At 48.4% G+C, this 2,745-nt stretch carries 1 pseudogene; it reads left to right on the top strand.

Features of this window, described 5'->3' with window-relative positions:
• Positions 1–1,605: 1,605 nt before the first annotated feature.
• Positions 1,606–2,592: pseudogene (locus J9892_RS14890) on the top strand (IS66-like element ISUnCu16 family transposase); the annotation flags it as partial.
• Positions 2,593–2,745: the final 153 nt, after the last annotated feature.

The following is a 2,745-nucleotide window of genomic DNA, read 5'->3' as shown; positions in this document are numbered from 1 at the left end:
TCCTGTCGTTGGTGGAGACCGGCAAGCGATTGGGCCGCTGCCCACAGGAGTGGTTGAGGGCCGTGGTCAGGGCGTGCATCGAGAAGACAGATTATCCCATCCCGGCAGAACTGATGCCGTCAACCCCGTCCTGGTGAATAGATACAAAAAATGTCCGCTTTTGGCTACAAAAGGCTCCATGCGAAGAGTAATCAATGCATCCATACCAAAAAATTCAGCCCGGCAAGGGTGGCCTGCCGGGCTGTGGGTGACTGACGAGCTGATAACTCACGTCAACAAGCGGTTAGCCATGCCATCCAGCTTCGCTTTGGTCTTTTCCCAACCGGGCATCACCTGACCCATCAGCCGGTAAAAGTGCTCGCTGTGGCGATATGGTTGAGCTAATGAAATCTCACGCAAGGAAGCGATGGTACATATACTCTGAAAGAAGATATCGGTACATCACCATCGCTCGTTAGCAGAGCCCTCTATGTCACAGATCAAACAGTTGATGACGGACAAAATCAGTCTTCAGGGGTACACCTGTTAGGTGAGAAAAACTATGGCGTATGTGAACACAATGAATAAATTGAACACGATTGGTTTACCTGTAATAAAGCCCCAAATGTCACAGTCATTTGGGGCTTTATTAGTCATGGTATGCTGGCTGATTTGTGGCAACAAGGCCTCTAAAGTAACGTAAGGCCGGTGTCAGGTGATAACTAGATCTGTACAGCTATAGGTCTATAACACGTGTAATAAAAATAAATAACATATATAAAAGGGCTACTATGTATAACGGATCTTTAATCAGGCCAACCATTCTACACATAGTATTTATTAAGTTACTCCATGAATCATCTTTTCTTTTATCTATGAGCTGCGGGCTGTAAGATGCCTCAAAGAGTGGCAACCAATACAACCTCATAAACTCATCATCGTTTTTAAAGTAATGGCTATGTCCTCCTACAAAAAATCTATTTACAAACCGGTCATTATTACTACCTTTAAAACCTATTCTTCCAGCCATTCCTGTACGTGGAACTATGCTTTCACTCAATAAAAGAGGGATGTCATTGGAACCACACTCATTAACAATCACAGCAGATGATTTTTCTAGGGAAGGTGCGAATAAGTCATATGGCACGAGAGCATTTACTGGTAACCCATTGATATTAAATGACTAAAATTTTCATTTTTTGTTCGTGGGATACTTGTTCGCACTTTCCCTAGTATAGGACTAAAATTATATGATGATTTTAATACACTACCCGCCAAAACTATATATTTTATTTTTTTAAGCTCTTCCGAGGATAATTTCTCTATCGCTTTAACTGTTATAAATGTCCCAAAACTATGACAAAAAACATATACTTCCTTATCACTATGATTTTTTAATATTTCTCTTAGTGCTCGTTTAAATCTATTTACTTCATAAAATCTAGTTATTGTTGTCAAAAAGAAAAATGCAGAAAAAACACCATACTTGTATGTTTCAAAAGAAACATCTCCAGTATGTGAGGTAACGGTTCACCCAGACCAGTTGACAGGTAAAAAATGAGACGATCGTCCGGTGATCCACTATTGCCTCTTGCGTGATCCTGTCAGCTTGGCACCATCAGGGGCATGAGCACATCCATGACCCCACCGGCCGCTTCGCCGCTGACCCTTGAGCAGGCTAATGAACTTATTCAGAAGCTGATGGCGCGCATCGCCGAGCTAGAAGACCGACTCAACCAGCACAGCGGCAATTCCTCCAAGCCTCCTTCCAGTGATGGGCCAGGCTCACCACCACCTGCTCGGCCGCGCCTTGCCTCAGGTAAAAAACGCGGCGCCCAACCGGGCCACAAAGGCGCTCGGCGTGAGCGTCATCCAGCGGATGAACGGCTGACGGTAATACCCCATTACCCTGCCAGACAGTGCGCCTGCTGTGGGGGCAATGTGGTATTTCATGACAAACCCTACCGCGTCCATCAGGTCTTTGACCTGCCCGAGGTCAGCTACAGGGTGACCGAACATCAGCTCTTTAGCGGCACCTGTTGTCATTGCATCGAGACCAGCCCGGCTCCGTTGCCCGAGACGGTGAGCAGCAGCCAGATGGGGACCAACCTGCTGAGCTACATCGCCCTGCAAAGTGGTCTGTTTCACCAGAGCATTAGCCAGATACAACAACAGCTTAAACAGCACTTCGGCCTGAGCTTCAGTCGCGGCGCCATCAGCGAGGCGCAAGGGCGAGTCAGTGCCATGTTGACCCCGACGCACCAGGCCATCAAACAACAAGTGCAATCAGCCTCCTGTATCCATGCCGATGAAACACGGCATCAGCGTGGTGGTGAGCGGCGCTGGATGTGGCTGGCACTGAGCAAGGTGGCCGTCTGTTTCATGACGGCGTTTGGCCGGGGTCAGGATGCGGCCAAACGGCTGCTGGGCTCAGAATTGGATGGCGTGTTGGTGACAGACCAGTACGCAGGATACCGTTTCATCGACAGCAGCCAGCGTCAGCTGTGCTGGGCCCATGTACTGCGCAATGTGGCAGCGATTGCCGACAGCGGCGAAAAGGTCAATCAGCCCATTGGGGCCCGACTGGTGCTTCTCGCAAATAGCGTATTCAGGGTTCGACCCGTCATTCCGCACCTGATTTTGCTATTTTCAGTGCTTGACGGCGATCGGCCGTTCTGATCTATTACTCTCTTTTGCAGGTAGATCATCATGGCCGCACCCGCTATCTCGATCCGTAACCTCGATCACCTTGGTTTGGTCGCCGCA

Origin of the sequence: Aeromonas sp. Prich7-2, assembly GCF_017939255.1 — a bacterium.
Taxonomy (GTDB): domain Bacteria; phylum Pseudomonadota; class Gammaproteobacteria; order Enterobacterales; family Aeromonadaceae; genus Aeromonas; species Aeromonas caviae.
This window is presented reverse-complemented; position numbering and strand designations above follow the sequence as displayed.